General features: G+C 37.3%; 13 protein-coding genes. 10 read left to right on the top strand and 3 right to left on the bottom strand.

Annotation, left to right across the window (positions count from 1 at the left end; all coding sequences use genetic code 11):
* Positions 1-131: 131 nt before the first annotated feature.
* Positions 132-1,493 carry a Kelch repeat-containing protein gene (locus RNZ47_RS01995; RefSeq protein ID WP_311935582.1) on the top strand — a complete coding sequence of 454 codons (1,362 nt, stop codon included), beginning with the start codon at positions 132-134 and terminating at the stop codon, positions 1,491-1,493.
* On the opposite strand, the gene RNZ47_RS01990 is transcribed toward RNZ47_RS01995, so the two are convergent.
* The 3 genes from RNZ47_RS01990 to RNZ47_RS01980 all read right to left on the bottom strand — a co-directional run bounded on the left by RNZ47_RS01990 (position 1,482) and on the right by RNZ47_RS01980 (position 3,447).
* On the bottom strand, positions 1,482-1,877 hold the full coding sequence (locus tag RNZ47_RS01990; protein ID WP_311935580.1) for a hypothetical protein: 396 nt from the start codon (positions 1,875-1,877) through the stop codon (positions 1,482-1,484). The two genes, RNZ47_RS01995 and RNZ47_RS01990, sit on opposite strands and share 12 nt — an antisense overlap.
* Positions 1,878-1,929: 52 nt before the next feature.
* Positions 1,930-2,949 carry a phenylalanine--tRNA ligase subunit alpha gene (pheS, locus tag RNZ47_RS01985; protein ID WP_311935578.1) on the bottom strand — a complete coding sequence of 340 codons (1,020 nt, stop codon included), beginning with the start codon at positions 2,947-2,949 and terminating at the stop codon, positions 1,930-1,932.
* A gap of 141 nt (positions 2,950-3,090) precedes the next feature.
* Positions 3,091-3,447 carry a hypothetical protein gene (locus RNZ47_RS01980; RefSeq protein ID WP_311935576.1) on the bottom strand — a complete coding sequence of 119 codons (357 nt, stop codon included), beginning with the start codon at positions 3,445-3,447 and terminating at the stop codon, positions 3,091-3,093.
* A 65-nt stretch (positions 3,448-3,512) separates the two neighbouring features.
* Between RNZ47_RS01980 and RNZ47_RS01975 the strand changes: the two genes are divergently transcribed.
* The 9 genes from RNZ47_RS01975 to RNZ47_RS01935 all read left to right on the top strand — a co-directional run bounded on the left by RNZ47_RS01975 (position 3,513) and on the right by RNZ47_RS01935 (position 20,614).
* Complete coding sequence (locus RNZ47_RS01975; RefSeq protein WP_311935574.1) at positions 3,513-4,028, top strand: CvpA family protein; 516 nt, start codon at positions 3,513-3,515, stop codon at positions 4,026-4,028.
* A gap of 313 nt (positions 4,029-4,341) precedes the next feature.
* Positions 4,342-7,173 (top strand): GEVED domain-containing protein, encoded by a 2,832-nt coding sequence (locus RNZ47_RS01970; protein ID WP_311935572.1) that lies wholly within the window; start codon positions 4,342-4,344, stop codon positions 7,171-7,173.
* A gap of 341 nt (positions 7,174-7,514) precedes the next feature.
* Entirely contained in the window at positions 7,515-10,304 is a 2,790-nt protein-coding gene (locus RNZ47_RS01965; protein WP_311935570.1) for a helix-turn-helix and ligand-binding sensor domain-containing protein, read from the top strand.
* 215 nt (positions 10,305-10,519) lie between these two features.
* A complete protein-coding gene (locus tag RNZ47_RS01960) occupies positions 10,520-13,537 on the top strand; it encodes a SusC/RagA family TonB-linked outer membrane protein (protein WP_311935568.1) in 3,018 nt (1,005 codons plus the stop codon).
* 5 nt (positions 13,538-13,542) lie between these two features.
* Complete coding sequence (locus tag RNZ47_RS01955) at positions 13,543-15,099, top strand: RagB/SusD family nutrient uptake outer membrane protein (protein ID WP_311935566.1); 1,557 nt, start codon at positions 13,543-13,545, stop codon at positions 15,097-15,099.
* 23 nt (positions 15,100-15,122) lie between these two features.
* Positions 15,123-16,907, top strand: a complete 1,785-nt coding sequence (locus tag RNZ47_RS01950) for a LamG domain-containing protein (protein ID WP_311935564.1) — start codon at positions 15,123-15,125, stop codon at positions 16,905-16,907.
* A 159-nt stretch (positions 16,908-17,066) separates the two neighbouring features.
* The gene (locus tag RNZ47_RS01945; RefSeq protein ID WP_311935562.1) at positions 17,067-18,443 is read left to right on the top strand and encodes a glucoamylase family protein; all 1,377 of its coding nucleotides are present in this window, start codon (positions 17,067-17,069) and stop codon (positions 18,441-18,443) included.
* Positions 18,440-19,807 (top strand): glucoamylase family protein, encoded by a 1,368-nt coding sequence (locus tag RNZ47_RS01940; RefSeq protein WP_311935560.1) that lies wholly within the window; start codon positions 18,440-18,442, stop codon positions 19,805-19,807. The genes RNZ47_RS01945 and RNZ47_RS01940 overlap by 4 nt, the downstream gene beginning before the upstream one ends.
* 54 nt (positions 19,808-19,861) lie before the next feature.
* On the top strand, positions 19,862-20,614 hold the full coding sequence (locus RNZ47_RS01935) for a carboxylesterase family protein (protein ID WP_311935559.1): 753 nt from the start codon (positions 19,862-19,864) through the stop codon (positions 20,612-20,614).
* Positions 20,615-20,620: the final 6 nt, after the last annotated feature.

Genomic DNA, 20,620 nt, shown 5'->3' with positions numbered 1-20,620 from the left:
CTGAGCTTGTCGAAGGGCATCAATCCCTAACGCAACCGGAATCAATTAAAAAGACGGCTTAATTTTTGATGTAAATTACGGACAAGAAAGCCTCACTTCAAAACAATGATAGAACCTATACATTTACACATATGAAATTAGTTATACTTCTATTCTTTTCAACATTTATTTTACTCGGACAAAACGCTAAGGGCGTTGTTTTAGATGAGCAAACAAAACACCCTTTAGAACATGTTCATGTTTTTATAAATCACTCAAAAACAGGAGCTGTTTCTAATAAAAATGGCGAGTTCATTTTAAAAATAGAGGTTAATCGAAACGACACCATTAGTTTTTCTGCTATTGGTTATACGTCAAAAAAAATTCTATTTTCCGAACTAAAAAACAGTGATAACATTGTTTATCTTCAGAAAAAAATCGAGAATCTAAAAGAAGTAATTGTAGCTTCAAATAAAGAATTAAATTCCAAAATTCGTTTTAAAAAATTATCTTCTTTAAAATTAGGCATACACTCGTTCGCCTCAGTATTAATAGGCTCTAAAATTTACGTAATTGGTGGTGATGCGTCAAATATAGTAGATGCTCCCAGAAAAGTCTTAAACGATTTAAGACACAAAACTGATGCCTCAATAAATGATATAGTTAATGGCTTAATCGAGAATCCTTCTTTGGATAATTATAAAGGTGATTTAAAGGTTTATGATGTAGCCCAGGATACTTGGTTGAAATCAGATTTAAAATTTAGAAAACGCGCTTATAATGCGTTAAATTATGACAACAATACAATATATGTTTTAGGAGGTAAAAGATTATCTAGAAGCAGAAAACATGAGTATTTAGACGATAAAATTGAAGTTTTTGATTTAAAAAACAACACGATTACAATCGATGATACAAACCCTCATCAAGCAGTAAATTTTGGGTCTTTCACTTATAATAATAACATTATTGTTATGGGTGGTTCTATCAAGTTAAATAAAGATGGCAGTAAGGTTTACACTAATAAATCACATATTTACAATCTAAAAACTGGTTATTGGTATGCGTTAAATGAAATGCCAAAAGCAAAGGAAGTAAAAGGAATTTTAGTTGAAAACAAAATATATCTTATTGGCGGATTTAATGACAAACCTTTGTCTGAAATAGAATGTTATAATATAACAAGTGGAGAATGGAAAAAAGAAGGCAAATTGTTTTATGGGATGGAAAAGCCTGCTTTGGCGTATAATGATCGTATAATTTACATATTTGAAGATGGCAAAATGTTGACTTACAATATTGATACAAAAGTGTTAAATGAATATGACATAAATTTGAATTTAAAAGCTTCTGAGCTTTACTATTACAACAAAAAAATCTATTTACTTGGTGGTTATTTTGAAGACGAATTCTCTAAATCTCCAACATCTCGTTTGTATAGTTTAGATTTGAATGAGTTTGCTAAAACTAAAGTTAAAAACACTAAAAAAGTTGACGAAAAATTACTTCACTAAAACACCTTTTGCTTCCATTAAAGGAATAGGCTGCAACGCTTTTAAATTAATCGTGTTTTTTCTGAACAAATAAGTTTTATCGAACATGGTATGGCCTTCAAAAAAAGAGACTTTAAAAGTATTGTTCAGCGCAAATAGTTCTTCTTGCATCAACTCGATTTTAGCATAGCTTTTTTTAGGCAGTTTATCTAGTTTTTTTCTGAAAACAGAAGTTGTTTTATCTTTTGAATAGCCGCTTGTAACAATAAGTACCATCTCTAAATCAACCTCTTTATCGTTGATGATGTAAGCGTTCCAATCTTGGGTGTTGTAAATGTCGTTGTATTCGTTTACAATGGCGATATAAACGTTTTTTACTTCGGGGATAATAATATCGTCTTTCATAACAAACTTAGAAATTCAATTGGAAAGATTCCTGCCTTCGCAGGAATGACAATTATAAAGCCGATTTAAACTGCTCTAAAAACCTAACGTCGTTTTCGCTCAATAGACGAATATCGCCAATTTGGTGCAATAACATAGCGATACGGTCGATGCCAACACCAAAGGCAAATCCGGAATACTGAGTGGAATCTATTTTACAGTTTTCCAATACATTGGGGTCTACCATTCCGCAACCACCAATTTCAAGCCAACCGGTGCCTTTTGTAATTTTATAATCGGTTTCGGTTTCCAGTCCCCAATACACATCAATCTCGGCGCTTGGTTCTGTAAACGGGAAATACGACGGGCGCAAACGTATTTTGCTTTTGCCAAACATTTCGGTTGTAAAATATTGAAGGGTTTGTTTCAGGTCGGCAAAACTTACGTCTTTATCAATATACAAACCTTCCACTTGATGGAAAAAACAGTGCGAACGTGCCGAAATAGCTTCGTTTCTGTAAACGCGCCCCGGAGAAATGGTTCGAATGGGCGGTTTGTTGTTTTCCATGTAGCGTACTTGTACCGAACTGGTGTGCGTACGCAGTAAAATATCGGGATTGGTTTGAATAAAAAACGTATCCTGCATATCGCGTGCCGGATGGTATTCCGGCAGGTTTAGCGCCGTAAAGTTGTGCCAATCGTCCTCGATTTCGGGGCCTTCGCTAACATTGAATCCAATGCCCGAAAATATATCGATAATTTGATTTTTTACGATAGAAATAGGGTGGCGGGCACCAATTTGAATAGGTTCGCCGGGGCGCGATAAATCGCCAAAAACACCTTTTACTTCCTCTTTGCTTTCCAACTCTTCTTTTAAAGCGTTTACTTTATCTTCGGCCGTTTTTTTTAGGGTGTTTATGGTTTGGCCAAATTCTTTTTTCTGGTCGTTTGCCACGTTTTTAAGTTCGCTATAAAACCCTTTTAGCAGCCCTTTTGAGCCTAAATATTTTATACGGAACGCTTCCACCTCTTCCTTTGATTGGGCTTTAAAGGCTTCGGCTTCGGCTATAAGTGCTTTTATCTTATCTATCATAACGTCATTTAAAAAATGAATGCAAATTTACTATTTTTTACGTGAACTGCGTTAGGGATTGCAGAGGAAATCCTTTTTGTGAGGCACGAGCAAAAAGATTGAAACGAAAAGCCCGACCACTTGTGGTAACGCCCAAATAATTTACACGATATAATGGGTTTCCAGAAAATAGTTTACAATGGCTTCTTTCATTAAAATGCTTTGTTCGCCTGCTTTTAAGTGCGGCAGGGCTTCTAAGGTTTTGTAATGTGGCCAGCCCTCTTCATCTACAAAATCGAGTTCGTAATAGCCATAGGGCGTTAGTAACTTGCAAATGGCAATGTGCATTAAATCGAGTTTTTGGTCTTTTTTAAAGGTTCTGTCTAACTGCCCCAGCTCTTGCACGCCAATTAAATAAATAATGGCGTCGAGGTCTAGAAGGTCTCCATCGGCAAACTGGTCGGATAGTTTTTTAACCACCAAACTCCAGCGTTCTTTTAATTGTTCGTCTCTTGACATAATATTTTTAAAGTTGCAAAGTTAATAAACCTAAGTGTTACTATATTTGTTAAAATTCTTTATTTATGGGCGTTATCGATATTGTTTTGGGTGCTTTAATACTATTTGGGCTGGTTCGTGGTTTTTTGAAAGGCTTTTTTGTTGAGGTGGCATCGCTTATTGCCTTGGTTGCCGGAGTTTATGGCGCCATACATTTTAGCAATTTCGCTGCCGAATTTTTACAGACCAAAGTAGATTGGAGCGAAAAAACGATAAACATTACTGCTTTTGCCATCACTTTTGTTGTTATAGTTCTGGCTATTGCCTTGGCAGGTAAGGCACTTACCAAATTAGCCGATTTTGCTGCGCTAGGAATCATCAACAAATTTTTAGGTGGCGTTTTTGGAGCTTTGAAAATAGCGCTTATTTTGAGTGTGGTATTGAATATTTTTGATAAAATGAATAGCACCGTTACGTTTGTTGACGAAGAACAAATAAATGACACCGTACTTTATGAGCCCGTAAAGGGTTTGGTGCCAATGATTTTCCCGAGCATATTAACGCTTAAGGAAGAGGCCACGACTTCTGAAAGTGAAGCTTAAGAATTTTTAGGTTTTTAGTGTTTTTTCATTTAATATATTTTGGGTTATGTGAAGTTTGATTGCACTAATCCTTTCCATTGAATGGTTTTATATAAAACCTTCACAACATGCCTCCTATAATTTAGAAACAGCAATTCATCGAAATATTTGCGCACAATATCGATGAGTGATGAATTCCTGCTGTAAACAACTCCCTTTTTTGACTAAAATTTACACCTAAAAACGAGGTTTAATATCTAATTTTGAGAAGATTGTATATTATGTTATACATAATACATGATATAATTATAAACTCACTTTTAAAAAACACAAAATGATGAAAAACTACATTAAAACATTTGGCATAATGGTCGCCTTGCTCTGTGCAAGTGTATCTTATGCGCAGTATTGCACTCCCACGGTTCCTCAAACCGCTTCAAGCTTTATTAATAATTTGCAGCTTAATAGCGGTGCTGTACTAAATCGTGCATCTACAAATATGGGCTACGAATATATTACGGATACCGAGATTAATTTAATTTCCGATACTTCATATCGATTTGATATTGGGGTTGGCGACCCTGGCTTAACCACCCATAAAAGAGTTCATGTATGGATTGATATGAACAGAGATGGTGATTTTGATGATGCTGGCGAATTAACGTTTAGTTGGAGCGGAGCCAATACCGGTTCTAATCTCGGATTTTCAAATAAAAACATAGGTCCGGTTATTTCGGAAGGAGAAACCAGGATGCGAGTGGCTATGGTTGCCGCAAATGGTACCATAGGCCCTATATCACCATGTGATAGTTTTACTGGCGGCGAAGTTCAAGATTATAAAATAAGTATTTTTTTAACGCCACCACCAACGTATTGTGAGCCTACAATACCCGTATCGTCAACAAGCTATATCAATAATTTTAAAATCTCTACTGCAGGTACTGGCGATGGTGCTTTTATAAATCATGCCTCTACAAATGTAGGTTATCAAAATATTACAAGTACTGATGCAGCATTAATGACCGATACCTCATTTGCCTTTAATATAGGTGTAGGAAACCCAACAGCCACTACGCATAAAAGATTGCATGTATGGATTGATATGAATAGAGATGGCGATTTTGATGACGCAGGTGAATTAACTTTTAGCTGGGCGGGGGCTAATACGGGCGCAGACCTTGGCTTTTCGAGTAAGAATATAGGGCCAGTAATAGACGCAGGATTAACTAGAATGCGGGTAGCTTTGGTTGCTGCAGACGGTGCTATATCAGCAATAGGGCCTTGTGATAATTTTACCGGTGGTGAAGTTAAAGACTATAGAATAAACCTTGAGCTTCCTCCTGCCGGTCCTTGTTATCCAACATCAATGACGGCATCGACCACAAGCTTTTTAGATTATTTTAAAATTACCGATGTAACTGATGGTGACCTGCTAAACCATGTTTCTGCAAATGTGGGTTACGAAGATGTCACTGATAGTAATGTAGCTTTTAATGCCGAAAAATCATATCGATTTAATTTTGGTGTTGGCAACCCGAGTGCAGGAGCCAACAAGCGTGTGCATATATGGATTGATAAAAACCAAGATGGTGATTTTTCTGATGCAGGAGAAAGTGTGTATACCTGGACAGGTGCAAATACAACCGATGACCTTCAATTTTCAGGCGTATCAATTGGTGAATTTACCCTATTAGGAAATACTACCATGCGAATTGCTATGCGTTCTTCCAATAGCACTATTCCAGCAATGGGACCGTGCGATACATTTACAGATGGAGAAATTGAAGATTATTCTGTGATTATAGGAGAAGCCATTCCTCCATTAGAGGAGTTGACTCCTGAAGTCGATATTGATTTGTACGTAGGTGACCAAGTACCATTTTCAAGTAATGGTACGCCGCATACATATAGAATTCCTTCATTGGTAACTTCAAAAGCTGGAACATTACTGGCTATTACAGATGTTCGTTATGAAAATTCCTCTGATGTTCCTGGTGTAATAGATATGGCTGTTAGAAGAAGTACAGATAATGGTGATACTTGGGGTAGTGCTATAACCATTGAAACAGACCATGGAGGTGATGCCTGTACTGTTGTTGATAGAGATACAGGTAGAATTTTTATTTTTTATGCCTATTCTACAAATAGTACTATATGGAATTCAGATGGAGACCATACTAGCCCTAATTGTTTAAGATCTCGATACGTGTATAGTGATGATGACGGTTTAACTTGGTCTGCGCCTGTAGATTTAACGGAAGCGCTTTATCAAACAGGCGATAGGTCATACTGGGCATCGGCAGGTACAGGTATTCAGTTAAGAAATGGCACTTTGGTAATCCCAATAGGCGTGGTAAGAGGCAGTAATGCGAATTTTATATATGGCGCATTGCTTTACAGTACAGACCATGGTGCAACATGGAATAGATCGGCTACCAATAGTTTTGATAAGTTTGATGAAAATACTTTGGTGGAGCTAAATGATGGACGCATCATGGTAAATTCAAGAAACCACTATGGAACAGGTACTCGTCTTGTTACTTACACCTCCGATTTAGGAACTACCTGGGAACCATATACGTTTGATTCCACACTAATAGACCCTATTTGTCAAGGAAATATTTTACGATACACATCAACATTGGATGGGTATAATCAAAACAGAATATTATTTAGCAATTCTGCAAGTGCATCTGGAAGAAAAGATGGTGCATTGAGAATAAGTTATGATGAAGGCCAAACATGGGCATATTCAAAATTGTATCAACCGGGTTTTTCGGCCTATTCATCTCTTGCTATTACTGCTGATGGAAAAATAGGAGTGCTATATGAATCCGACGGATATACTAAAATTAAATTTAAAAGATTTAATTTGGAAGATTTAACTGATAGTGCTGATTCTTTTGTTGCTTTGGATGTTGAGGAAATATCAGCTTCTAACAATGGAACAAAGCTGTTCCCTAATCCTGTAAAATCGATATTAAACATATCTGCTTCACTAAAATCGGAAGTTAAAATTTACAACGTTGTTGGCAAGCTAGTTTTTGATGCTGAGGTAAGTGTTGAGCGAAAAGAAATAGATGTATCTCATTTTAATAATGGGCTTTACTTTGTAAAAGTTAAAAATGACTTAGGGACTAGTAACTTTAAAATCATTAAAAAATAGAGCTAATTTCTTTGTTAATAACCCTTAACAGAGACATAATTTAAACTGAAAATAGCAATTTTAAAACGCCCTCAAAACAACAGTTTTGAGGGCGTTTTTGTTATGGGAATATAGCCCAATTTATTAACTCTTAAAGGTTTTACAGATTCATCTTTATTTCTCGAATAGTATCACTTAAAAACAGGTAGTGGCATCATATTGTAAACCCCGTAGATTGACTGCAATTACCATTAATATCTTTGCAAATTACCAGTGCTTTTTTTATTAAAATAAATTGTTTTAAAATTGATTAGATTTGTTTGAATCAAATTTTTCTTCATTTAAGTTATTAATTAGTGGTTTTGGTAAAATTTAAAAGCGCATTCTTTTTAATCTTAATAGTATTATTTTTTAATAATTCTTACGCACAATATGCGCCGTTTTTTCAAAATTATACCCTAACGGAGTTTAATGCAGGAAACCAAAACTGGGGCATATCATTTGCCGATAACGGAAAGCTTTATGTTGCCAACGACAAAGGCTTGCTTGAGTTTGATGGCCTAAAATGGAATTTCTATCAGCTTCCAAACAAAACCATTATCCGGTCTGTAATGGCATACAACGGTGTTATTTATACGGGATCTTACGAGGAGTTTGGATATTGGACAAAAAATAAAAAAGGTGTATTGGTTTACACGTCGTTGAGCAATTTTCAAGAACAGGAAAAATCTTTAGATGAAGAGTTTTGGCAAATATTACACCACAACGGTGCCATTTTGTTTAGGTCATTTGCAAATCTATACATTTATAAAGACGGAAAAATATCAAAAGTAAGGCCAGATTCCACCATAATTTCATGTAGCGTTGTAAATAACAAGGTATATGTTTCAACTTTAAAAGGTGGCATATATATGTTACAAGATGATGCTCTGGCGCCGTTTGTTAATTCAGATATATTATACGACACAAAGGTTGTTTCCATTTCAGCGTTTAAAAATAAATTGCTTATTACCACGGCATTAAAAGGATGCTATTTGTACAGTAACAATACATTGGAGGCATGGGAACCCCAAATAAATGCCATAATTAAAGAGCAACAACTCAATAGTTTTTTAGAATTGGATAATGGCAATATGGTTTTCGGAACCATTAAAAACGGTGTTTACATAACAAATAGTTTAGGCAATGTATTGTTTCATATTAGTAAAGAAAATGGGTTGTTAAACAATACGGTTTTAAATCTTGGACTGGGAAAAAACAATAAATTATGGGTAGGTTTGGATAACGGTATTGCACTTGTTGATTTAAATTATAACCATGTGCTGTATAATGACAATTCTGGCGAATTAGGCGCAGTTTACGATGTTATAAATTATAAAAACGTTCTGTATATAGGCAGCAATACAGGGTTGTTTTATTTAGATGAAGGTGATGATAAACTAAAATTTGTTGAGAACTCACAAGGGCAAGTATGGAATTTAAAGGAAATAAATGGTGAACTGTTTTGTGGGCATAACGACGGTACTTTTCTTGTGCAGGATAAAAATCTGAAAAAAATATCAAACTCAACAGGCGGATGGGTCATTAAAAAAGTTCCAGAAGCCATGAATACATATATACAGGGCACCTATGCGGGTTTGGTGAGATATAAATATGATAATGCTGATTGGCAAGCAGTGCATTTAGGCGGAACCACTATACCAATTAAGTATTTGGTTTTCGAAGATGCTTATACGGCTTGGGCAGCTCATGCCTACAAGGGTTTGTATAGATTAAAATTTGATGAAACTTATGAAAAAGTAGAGGTTGAAGATTATAAAAACAAAGGACTTTGGTCCGATTATAATGTACGCGTTTACAATATAAAAAACGATATATGTTTTAAAACCAATCAAGGATGGCAAAAATACGAAGCCTTAATAGATAGCATTGTGCCCAACACTTTATTAAACGATACTTTTGGGCAAGACACCGATATTATTTCAGAGCCTTATTTAGACTTGTTGGTAACAAAAAATAAAACGGACAGAATTAGTTTTGTTTCCATGGAAAATGGCAATACTAATTTGGAGTTGCCCAATAAGATATTTAAGGACCGACTGGTAGTTGGTGGAGAAAGCATTTCGCAAATAAACGATTCCATTTACGCTTTAAACCTTTATGATGGATTCATGCTTATCAATAAAGCCCAAAATGTACGCCAAACCACATTGCCACAAAAACCGATTTTAGAACGTATTGAAGTAGATAAACAGTTAGTTGATATAAATACGGCCGATACTTACGAGCTCCCGTTCAATCAAAAAATTAGTATATCGGTATCGTCACCAAATTCAAGCAATCATTTTTTCGAGTATGCAATTTCCAATTCAGACTCCTTAAGTTGGTATCAAATGGATAGCGAAAGGCTAGAATTGTCTAATTTAAGTAATGGTGATTATAGTGTGCATTTTCGGGCAACTAACCTTTCTGGCGATGTTTCTTTGATTAGAACCCTAAAATTAAAAGTGCTGCCGCCGTGGTACAAAAACAGCTTGTTTTTTCTTTTTACGGCACTATTGATTAGCATATTGGTTTACGGGCTTCATAAACGCAAAATCAACAAAGAGCAAAATGCGCTTCATGAAAAACTAAAAATTGAACAAGAAACCTTGCTAAAAGAAAAGGCTATTGAAAACGACAAAAAAATAGTTCAGTTAAAAAATGAATCGTTAAAAAATGAAGTAAAACTTAAAAGCAAACAACTGGCAAATACGGCAATGTCCTTAGTTAAAAAGAATGAGTCTTTGCTTGAAATTAAAAATGAAATTGCTAAAAATAAAACAGGTTTTGAAAACAGTTTGGCCTACAAAAGACTATTGAGAAAAATTGATAATTCCATTGGACATGAAGATGAATGGCAACTGTTCGAATACAACTTTAATCAAGTACACGAAGAATTTTTTAATGAATTAAAAAGCAAATACCCCCAGCTTACTCATAAAGATTTAAAGATATGTGCCTACATTAAAATGAATTTGCTAACCAAAGAAATTGCGCCATTGATGAATGTGTCAATAAGGGGGCTGGAAACTCATAGATATCGATTAAAACGCAAGTTAAATCTAGAAAACGATAAATCTTTAGCAGATTATTTGCGAAATTTCCAATAAGGCACGGTTTAACACCTCTCTATTCGCTACGTCAATACTACGTCATTTAGCATTTAAACCCTTTATAATTAGTTAAAGTCATTCATCATATCATACGTCAATAAGCGTTTTTTGTTATTTTGTGGATTTATGACGTATTTTTTGTGTAAGCCATTTTTTGAATTGCGCTCATATAGTTTATAATTTAGTAGAAACTAACATTCAAAACAAACTATATGAAAACAAGATTTACTTTATTACTAATTTTTCTATTTTCAGTTCATGCTTTTGCACAAGAAATATTAGTTAACGGTACCGTAGTAAGTGCCGAAGACAATATACCCGTGCCAGGTGTAAGCGTAATAGTAAAAGGTACAAGTAGAGGTGTAAGTACAGATTTTGATGGTAATTATTCTATTAAGGTACAAAGCGGCGAAGTTTTAGAGTTCAGCTTCCTTGGTTTTAAACCACAATCTGTAACTATCCTAACCCAAACAACGGTAAATATTTCGCTAGAACCAGATATTGCTTCGCTTGACGAAGTCGTTGTTATTGGTTACGGGCAGATGAAATCAAAAGATCTTACTTCTGCAATTACTACAATTAAAGCAGAAGAACTAGCAACAGTACCAACAGGATCTGCGATGCAGGCCATGCAAGGTAAGGTTCCTGGATTACAAATTGTAAGCAACGGTTCGCCCGGGCAAGGACCAACTATTAGGGTGCGCGGTATTGGCTCTTATTTAGGAGGTGCATCAAATCCTTTATTTGTGGTTGATGGTATGTTTTTTAATAACATCGATTTTTTAAACACTTCGGATATTGCATCCATTTCGGTTTTAAAAGATGCATCGGCTTCAGCAATTTACGGTGTTCGTGCCGCTAATGGTGTGGTTTTAATTGAAACTAAATCCGGAGGATTTAATAAAAAGGCTGAAATCACTTACGATGGGTATTCGGGTTATCAAGTGGCCCAAAACGTCCTAAAGGTTGCCAATGCAGAACAGTTTACAACTTTGGCTTTAGAGTCCGGTTCTGCTCCCGATGCGCAATTCATTTTAAATGCCATGCAACGCTATGGGCGTAGTAGAGTCAACCCAAATATTCCCGATGTAAATACCGATTGGTATGATAAAATTATCAGATTAGGCCTTATTCAAAGCCATAGCATTGGTGTTACCGGTGGTGCTGATAATGTAAAATATTCTGTTGGAGCAAATTATTTCGGACAGGAAGGTATTCTAAAAATGAAAAACGAATACGACCGTTTTAATTTAAGAAGCAAAATTGAGTTTAAAGCTAACGATTGGCTAAAAATTGGAGCCAATACCGTATTGAGTAATGCCACTCGATACGATGGCGAAAATTCGGCGTGGAGAACCGCTTATTTTGCCGTTCCCATAATGCCCGTTCTCGATCCTAATTTACTTAACGATCCTAATGTGTTTCCAAAGAATTATGCAAATGCACAAGATTTAGGTTACCGAGGTGGTCAAAACCCATTCCCATTGATGGATCTTAGCGAAAACAGAACTAAAATTAGAAACGTACTCGCTAATTTTTATGCTGAAATTAGTTTAATTCCAGAAAAATTAACGTTTAAAACAGCATACAATCATAATTTCGAATCCTTAGAATCCAGGAATGTTGATTTACCATATTTTATTGGTAATAATTTTAAAAGAGACGATGCCACTTTAAGGAAATCAAATACTACCATCTCAAATCAAATATGGGATAATACTTTAACTTACAATCAAATTTTTGATAAACATGATGTAACTGTTTTAGCCGGTGCTTCATTTAGAGACGAATCTTTTCAATCTATAGGCGCTACAGGGCTTAATTTCCCTTTAACCGGTGATGAAGCATATTACTTGGATCAGGCACAAACCATAGTAGAATCAAGTGTTGGTGATGGTGGTTCGAGAGAATATGGGCTGTCTTACTTCGGAAGAGTGTCTTATAGTTATGACGATAAATATATACTTTACGGTACTTTTAGAGCGGATGGTGTTAGAAAATACATCGAAAAATGGGGCTACTTTCCAACTGTAGGATTAGGTTGGGTAGTTTCCCAAGAAGGTTTCATGAAAGAGAATGGCGTACTGAGTTTCTTAAAACTACGTGGTAGCTGGGGGAAATTGGGTAACGACAAAGTACCTTCTCAATCTGGGGCTATCACCAGTTCTGTGGTAACCACCGCTCTTGGCGATACCTTGTTTAGCGGACTATTAACGAGCAGTGATTTTTCCGCATTAAAATGGGAAGTTACCGAAGAAATCAATGTGGGCTTAACAGCGCGTTTATTGGATGATAACCTTTCCATTGAAGCCGATTATTATATCAGGGATACCGAAGATGCTGTGATACCCGTTGAAAGGCCTTTAGTACCCGGAGTAACTTTGCAAAACGTAGGTGAGATAAGAAACTCAGGATTAGAGGTTTCACTCAATTGGAGCAAACGTGTTTCTGACGATTTTAGTTATAACATTGGCGGGAATTTTTCAACCTTAAAAAATGAAGTTTTAAACTTAAGCGGACAACCGCATTTAGATGCTGGTTCTGCGGAATTTAGACAACGCTCTATTGTGGGCGAACCCATATTTGCATTCTTTGGTCGCGAAGTTGATGGCATTTATCAAAACAATGCCGAAATTCAATCTGACCCTGTTGCAGTAGCTAATGGGCTCGTACCTGGAGATTTTAGGTATAAAGAAAACGGCGGTGATCCAGACACTATTGATGACGATGATAGAGTCGTGTTGGGGTCTTATTTGCCAACATACTCGTATGGGTTTAGCTTAGGCTTTAATTACAAAAATTTCGATTTCACCTTAACAGGAACAGGACAGGGCGGAAACAAAATTTTAAACCGCAAACGATTAGAAGTCATTTTTACAAGTGATACCAACTGGGACCGCGATTTTGCAATAAATCGTTGGCATGGAGAGGGCACTACAAACTCTTATCCATCATCGGCAGCGGTTAGAAAAGGATGGAACCAGCGCTTAAACGATTACTATGTTGAAGATGGTGATTATTTCAGATTGCAAAACATTACCTTAGGCTATACCATAAACAAAAACAGGAATAATGAAAGTATGCCTCAAGTCAGAATTTTTTTAACGGCAGAAAAACCGTTAACCATTTTCAATTACAACGGATTTAATCCGGAAGTGTCAAACGGTGTAGATAATCAAACATACCCAGTTCCTGCTATCTACACAATGGGAGTTAACATTAAAATTTAAAAGCTATGAAAAAACTATTTATAATAAAAACGACCAAGTTTGCTATAACAATGATTTTATTGATATTGGCTACGCTTGGGTGTTCGGAAAAGTTAGATTTACCACAAGAAAACAACAATTTTGCGGGCGCAACAGATTTTACAAAAACCGAAGACATGCAACTATCTCTTGTTGGTGTCTATGCAGCATTTCAATCCCGAGGATGGGAACAACCGTTGTTAATTTCGGTAAGGGGAGACGATGTTAATGCAGGCGGTTTGGGCGATCAACAAGATTTTGCAGAAACCGATCTTTTTAATTACAACAAAGATTACTGGATGTATAACTCCTTATGGGAAAATGTTTATGTCGATGTTATTTCGGCACACACCGGTATGGAGCAAATAGCAAGATACCAAGAGTTTGCTGATGACGCAGGAATTGCTTTAGGGAACCAATACATTGCCGAAGCCAAAGTGCTTAGGGCTATTATGCTTTTCGATATTTCGCGGGTTTGGGGCGATGTGTTTATTCCGCAATCTTCTGATACGGGTGAACTTTTAGATGTTACCGAAGTGCCAACCAAGGCCCAGGTTATGCAACATATCTCTGACCAAATGGACGAGGCGATTCCGCTTTTACCGGATATGCGTCCAAACGAGCGCACCGATTTACCCGGAGGCGTTACCAAGTACACCGCTTTGGCAATAAAAGCTTTAGCAAATCAGGAGTTAAAAAACTATCAAGCAGTGGCCGATGCTACGAGCCAAATAATAAATTCCGGCAAGTTTAGTCTGTTTTCCGATTTTTACGAACTATTTAAAACCCCGGGAAAACTAAGCAACGAAAGCATTTTGGATTTACAATATTCCGATTTCAACCAAGGTGAAGGCGACAGAGAAGGTCATTTATATGCGCCTTATGGCCCTCAAGGATGGACGCCCGCAGTGGTTGGTGCCAGCAGCGGTTGGGGTTTTTACGAACCAAGCATGAAATTTATTAAGTTTATGTTAGATCGTGGCGAAACGGTTCGTTTGGAAACCAGTGTACTGTTTACCGATAGAGGTATAGCTGAAATTCAAACCGATCCTACCTACGCCGTGTTACCAGCTTGGATTTCAAACACGACAAGAGACGGCGATGTAATTAACGATTATGCCCGTGCATTATTTGCCAGCGGAAAACATTATTTACCATCAAATCAATTAATTCCTGGCAGAACGGCTTACGGTAGTAATAAAAACTACAATATTATTCGCTATGCCGAAATATTGTTAATGCACGCCGAGGCCATTGCCCAAGGTGCCAGCGGAACAGGTTTAACGGCCACTCAAGCGGTTAATCTAGTTAGGGATAGAGCTGGTTTAACAGCGTTACCAAACGTTACTTTAGATGATATTTTAGATGAAAAGTTTGCCGAACTAGGTATGGAATGGGGCAAGCGTTATTACGATATGATTCGATTGGAAAGATATAACGAATTGAGTTACGATGGCAGAACATTTTCAGTAGATAAAGCGTATTTACCTTATCCGCAAGGACAAGTAGATCAATTTCCAATCTTAGCGAAGGAATCTATTTAACACTAAATTAAAAGCTTAAAAAAATGAAAACATTTAAAAATAAATTTATTGTATTGTTGTCCTTACTGCTGGTTTATTCTTGTGATAATGGTATCGATCCAATAACCGAAGTAGATCCCGGTGCGGATGCCAGTGCACCACAAATTAACCTTAAATACCCAACTGACGGTACAAAAATTAAGGTAAACGAACCCATTGCGTCTATAAATATCGAATTCGAGGTAACTGATGATATTGAAGTCGCTAATATTGATGTCCTTATTGATAACAATCAAGTGGCTACGATGAACGATTTTAAGGATTACAGACGTGTTTTGGCCGATGTACCTTTTAACAATGTAACCACAGGCGTTCATGAACTTAAAATTGTAGCAACCGACCTTGGTGGGCAAACTACTACCGTAACAGCAAACTTCGAAAAAGAGCCGCCTTATGTACCCATTTTTGCAAATGAGGTACTATACATGGATTTTGAAAGCGATTATACCGAGTTTATTAGTGTAACCAAAGCTACCGCAGTTGGCAATCCAGGTTTCGCAGGAGAAGGTTTGGCAAGTAATAATGCTTATGCAGGTGCCGAAGATTCGTATTTAACATTACCTACAAGTACTTTACAATTGGGTACGGAATTGTCAGCTGTTTTTTGGCATAAAGTAAATGCCTCACCGGATAGAGCCGGAGTATTGGTAATTGGCCCACCAGATGTGGATAATGCTAATTATCCAGACGTACAGAATAACAGAAAAAACGGCTTTAGGTTTTTCAGGGAAAATGCTGGAGGTAACCAACGCTTTAAACTTAATGTTGGTCGTGGTGATGGAGATACTTGGGTAGATGGCGGTGCTGCGGCCGATGTCGATCCCGCCAAAGGTGAATGGGTTAATATGGCATTTACAATATCTGCCACCGAAGCACGTGTATACATAAACGGAGTTCTGGTTAGAGAAAGTGCTTTATCAAGTCCGGTTGATTGGACAGGCTGTGATGTTTTATCCATCATGTCTGGAGCACCACGCTTTACAGGTTGGAATCATAAATCCGATCAAAGTTTTATGGATGAACTGCGTTTGTTCAATGTTGCTTTATCGCAAAGCGAAATTCAAAACATTATTGGCGTTACCAACCCATATACTCCAGCCGATGGCGAAACCGTTTATATGCCATTTGATGGCGATAATAAAAACTGGGTAACTGGTGCAGCGGCAACAATAGTTGGCACACCCGGTTTTGCTGGTGAATCAAGAAAAGGTGCCGATGCTTACGCTGGTGCCACAGATTCTTATTTATCAGTTCCAACCACAGGCTTGTTGGGCGAAAGCTTTAGTGCAACCATGTGGTATAAAGTCAATGCAACACCAGACCGTGCAGGAGTTTTGGTTATTGGACCGGAAGACACAGAAAACGCAGGTTACCCAGATACTCAAAATAACAGAAAAAGCGGATTTAGATTTTTTAGGGAAAATGCTAGTGGTATGCAACGTTTTAAATTGAATGTAGGTAATGGAACTGCTGATACATGGGTAGATGGTGGTACTGCCGCAGATGTCGATCCCGCGACTGGAGAATGGGTGCATTTGGCATTTACCATTTCACCAACCAAAGCCATCGTTTATATAAATGGCGAAGTGGCAAAAGAAAGCGATATAACGGGTGTAGATTGGACAGGTTGCGATGTTATGTCCATTATGTCCGGAGCACCTCGTTTTACAGGATGGAATCACAAGTCCGATTTAAGCTTTTTAGACGAACTGCATACTTACAATAAGGCCCTTACTCAATCAGAAATTCAAGCCATAATGGCTGATTAATAGCAATTTTTTGAGTTAGTTTTTTTTTAATTTAGTTGAATTTTTAGCTGCATTTATCAAAAGAACTTTTCTTGGCATCAGCCAAGAGATTTCCGCTGAAATTGTCATTCCCGTGAAAACGGGAATCTAAATGCAGCTAAAATTAATGAGCATATCCCTATGAGATTTTTTCAGAATAAGAGTTCTTTTCCATTATTTTTATTGATTATATTTTTCGTCTTTAGTTGTAAAAACAATAACAAAAATGCTGAAATTAAGCAGGCATCTACAAACAACAATCTTTGGTTGAATGATGACGCCTTATTGGATTCCATTCAAAAGCAAACCTTCAACTATTTTTGGGAAGGCGCAGAACCCACTTCAGGTTTGGCCCGCGAGCGTTTACATATGGACGATATTTACCCAACATCGCCCAAGCACACCGTTACAACCGGAGGGAGTGGCTTTGGACTAATGGCGATATTGGTTGGTGTAAAACGAGGCTTTATTACCAAAGAAGAAGCGCTTTTAAGATTTGAAAAAATAGTGGATTTTCTTGATAAAGCAGACCGTTTCCATGGTGCGTGGTCACATTGGTTGGATGGACAGACCGGTAAAGCAATGGCATTTAGTAAAAAAGACAATGGCGGCGATTTGGTTGAAACCGCATTTTTAGTACAAGGCTTGTTAACGGTAGCCGAATATTTTAAAGATGGCAGCGAAAGAGAACAGACCCTTGTTGCCAAAATAGACAAACTTTGGCGCGAAGTAGAATGGGATTGGTACACCAAAAACGGTGAAGATGTACTGTATTGGCATTGGTCTCCAGAATTTGGTTGGGACATGAATTTCCCTGTTGGGGGCTATAACGAATGTTTAATCATGTATGTTTTGGCAGCATCGTCGCCCACACATCCTATAAAACCTTCGGTCTATCATAAAGGATGGGCACGACATGGCGATATTGTTTCAAACGAAAAATTTTACGGCGAAGATTTGGTTTTAGATTATTACGAACACGACAAATCTCCTGTTGGCCCTATGTTTTGGGCACATTATTCGTATGTGGGATTAAACCCCAAAGGGCTTTCAGATAAATACGCCGATTATTGGAAACTGGTCCAGAACCAAGCCAAAATCCATTATAAATATGCCATCGATAACCCTAATAACTATAAAGGTTATGGCGATAGCCTTTGGGGTTTAACCTCAAGCTATTCGGTAAAAGGCTACAAAGGACACAGACCCGATAAAGACTTTGGGGTTATTGCGCCCACAGCTGCTTTGTCGTCGTTCCCCTATACCCCTAAAGAAAGTATGCAAATGCTAAAAAAAATGTATAAAGACCACGATTCCTTAATAGGAAAATATGGACCGTACGATGCTTTTAGCTTAGAGCATAATTGGTATTTGCCGCGTTATCTGGCTATCGACCAAGGACCAATTCCCGTGATGATAGAGAATCACCGTTCGGGTATGTTATGGGATTTATTTATGAAAAACCCCGATGTTCAATCAGGGCTTGATAAACTAGGATTCAAATACAATAAACCATGAAGATGAGGTTTTGTTACATAGTATTTTTTATTTTGATACTATCCTGTGGCGGGAATGACGGCCCGGGATATCAAGAACCTTATATTCCTAATGACGACGACCCTGTAGTTGAAAAACTAACAGATACCGAAATGATGGATTTAACCCAAAAAGAAACCTTTAAATATTTTTGGGATTTTGCCGAAACAAACTCTGGTGCGGCTAAAGAACGTTACCATCCAAAAGAACCCACTTTAAATCAGAATGTTGTAACCACCGGCGGTTCGGGTTTTGGTTTGATGAGCATTTTAGTGGGTATTGAAAGAGCTTATATTACCAAAGCAGAAGGCGTTGCAAGATTGAATAAAATATTGGGCTTTTTTGAAACTGCCGACCGTTTTCACGGCGCATGGCCACACTGGATTAATGGAAGCAACGGTAGCGTTATACCTTTTAGCACCAAAGATAATGGTGGCGATTTGGTAGAAACCGCTTTTTTTGCACAAGGCTTAGTATGCGTAAAAGAGTATTTTAAAAACGGTACAACAGAAGAAAAAGCACTGGCCGATAAAGCAAATGCGCTATGGAAAGGCATCGAGTGGGATTGGTACACACAAAACCAAAACGCTTTGTTTTGGCATTGGAGCCCCAATTACGGGTTCGATATTAATTTAAAACTTCGAGGCTATAACGAGGTGCTGATTACGTATATATTGGCGGCAGCATCACCAGATTATAGTATCACCAAAACCGTGTATGAAGACGGGTGGGCAAACAACGGTAACATTGTCTCTTCGGCTTCGCAATACGGTTTTCCTTTGGTTTTAAATCACGCCGGTGGTTCCAGTTTTGGCGGCCCCTTGTTTTTTAGCCATTATTCATTTTTGGGTTTAAATCCTAAAAACTTAACCGATCAATACGCTAACTATTGGAACCTTGCCGTAAATCACACTAAAATCAACCGTCAATATTGCATCACCAATCCTAAAAACTATGTCGATTACGGTGCAGACTGTTGGGGATTAACTGCAAGTTACTCCAGAAATGCGGATGGCTCAAGAGGATATTCGGCGCACAGTCCATCAAACGATAAAGGTGTTATATCACCAACGGCAGCCATAAGTTCGATACCTTATACCCCAGCAGAATCTTTAAAAGTTATGCATTATCTTTATCAGAACAAAGATAAATTATTGGGGCCGGCAGGATTTTACGATGCCTTTAGTCCGCATTATAATTTTTGGGTAACCGATACCTATTTAGCCATAGATCAAGGGCCTCAAATTATTATGATTGAAAACCACAGAACAGGTTTGCTGTGGAATTTATTTATGCAAAACACCGATGTAAAAAACGGACTGGATAAACTAGGATTTAATTATTAAAGCACAATAGGCATTATGGGTAAATATTCAAAATACATTTTAATATTGGTTTTTATGGGTACAGCAAATATGCTTTCTGCTCAACACGAAGCTTTGTATTCAAAAGAACTCTATATCAATCAATCCGATACGTTGCAATATCGCCTTATGATGCCTAAGGATTTTGATGATTCCAAGCAATATCCCGTAATATTATTTCTTCATGGTGCCGGTGAGCGCGGAAGCGATAATAAAGCGCAATTGGTACATGGCAGTAAATTGTTTGCTTCTGAAGAAAACAGAGCACATTTTCCGGCCATTGTTATTTTTCCGCAATGTCCAAAAAACAGTTATTGGGCAAACGCCCGAATCGATAGAACCTCAAATCCATTAAAAATCGAATTTCCGCTAGATATCGAGCCGACAAAACCGCTAAACTTGGTGATGCAATTAATGGACGAGATAAGCACCAAACCCTATGTAAATAAAAATAAAATATACGTTGGAGGTTTATCCATGGGCGGTATGGGCACTTTCGAAATGGTTTACCGAAAACCACAGTTTTTCGCTGCGGCCATTAGCATTTGTGGTGCCGGAAATCCAGAAGCTACAAAAGTGTATGCTAAAACAACGCCTTTTTGGGTGTTTCATGGCGCAAACGACAATGTTGTAAACCCAATATCATCGGTTAATATGGTTGAAGGATTGCTTAAAAATGGTGGCAAACCAAATTTTACTTTATACGCTAATGATAATCATAATAGTTGGGATTCTGCCTTTGCTGAACCTCAATTTTTGCCCTGGCTATTTTCAAATATAAAACAGTAACTAATA

This window comes from Hwangdonia seohaensis (genome assembly GCF_031932625.1).
In the GTDB taxonomy this organism is placed as follows: Bacteria; Bacteroidota; Bacteroidia; order Flavobacteriales; family Flavobacteriaceae; genus Hwangdonia; species Hwangdonia seohaensis.
This window is presented reverse-complemented; position numbering and strand designations above follow the sequence as displayed.